Genomic DNA, 1014 nt, shown 5'->3' with positions numbered 1-1014 from the left:
AATTGTGGCTATAAGAAGATTTTATACCTCGCTAAACAAGCTCAAAAACAGTACGAACAAACTCTTGTTGAATCTCGTGAAGGAACTCCCCTCAATTCCAAGACCTTCTGGGAAATGGACAAAGTCATTTCTGATGGTGTTAAAAAGGGACAACACATCTATCATATCCTCAAAACTCACAACCTCGATGTCAGCTCCTCAACTGTCTATCGACACATCCGAAAAGGATACCTATCTATCGCTCCTATTGACCTAACCAGAGCCGTTAAATTCAAAGAAAGACGGAAAAGTAAGCTACCTTCCATCCCTAAAGAAGCTAAGAAAGGCCGCTCCTATGAGGATTTCCTAAATTATTTAGCTCTTAAGCAACTAGACTCTTGGTTGGAAATGGATACAGTTATGGGCAGAATGGGAGGTAAAGTCCTACTCACCTTCAATCTATCTTTCTGTAACTTTATCTTCGCTAGACTGCTGGATAATAAAACTGCCCTTGAGGTTACCAAACACCTCTATGACATCAAGAACACTCTTCACCAAGCTGACAAAGATTTCTTCCAACTCTTTCCTGTCATTCTTACCGATAATGGAGGAGAGTTTGCCAGGGTCGATGATATCGAAATGGATGTGCGAGGAGAGAGTAAACTCTTCTTTTGTAACCCTAATCGCTCTGACCAGAAAGGGAGAATTGAGAAAAATCACACGCTGATTCGCGATATTCTACCTAAAGGAACTTCTTTTGACAACTTAACTCAAGAGGATATCAATCTCGTTTGTTCGCATGTCAACAGCGTCAAACGTGCTGCTTTGAATGGAAAGTCAGCCTATGAGCTCTTTGCATTTACCTATGGAGAAGAGATTCCTAAGCTTCTCGGCATTTCTAAAATACCTGCAGAAGACGTCTGTCAGTCTTCTACATTACTCCAACATAAGTTCTAAAAACTAATCTTTAACCGCATTCAAACGTCTCACACTAACTTCCACCATAGCGGAACTTAATCTGAAACGCTTTCAGAT

General features: G+C 40.6%; 1 protein-coding gene. It reads left to right on the top strand.

The features are described from left to right. Positions 1-936: IS30 family transposase (locus HT685_RS09510; protein WP_173251472.1), on the top strand; the 936-nt coding region annotated here is incomplete at its 5' end. Positions 937-1014 lie beyond the last annotated feature (78 nt).

The organism is Streptococcus sp. 5004 (assembly GCF_013276755.1).
Classification (GTDB): Bacteria; Bacillota; Bacilli; order Lactobacillales; family Streptococcaceae; genus Streptococcus.
The sequence above is the reverse complement of the archived record's forward strand: the minus strand, read 5'-3'. Positions and strand labels throughout refer to the sequence as shown.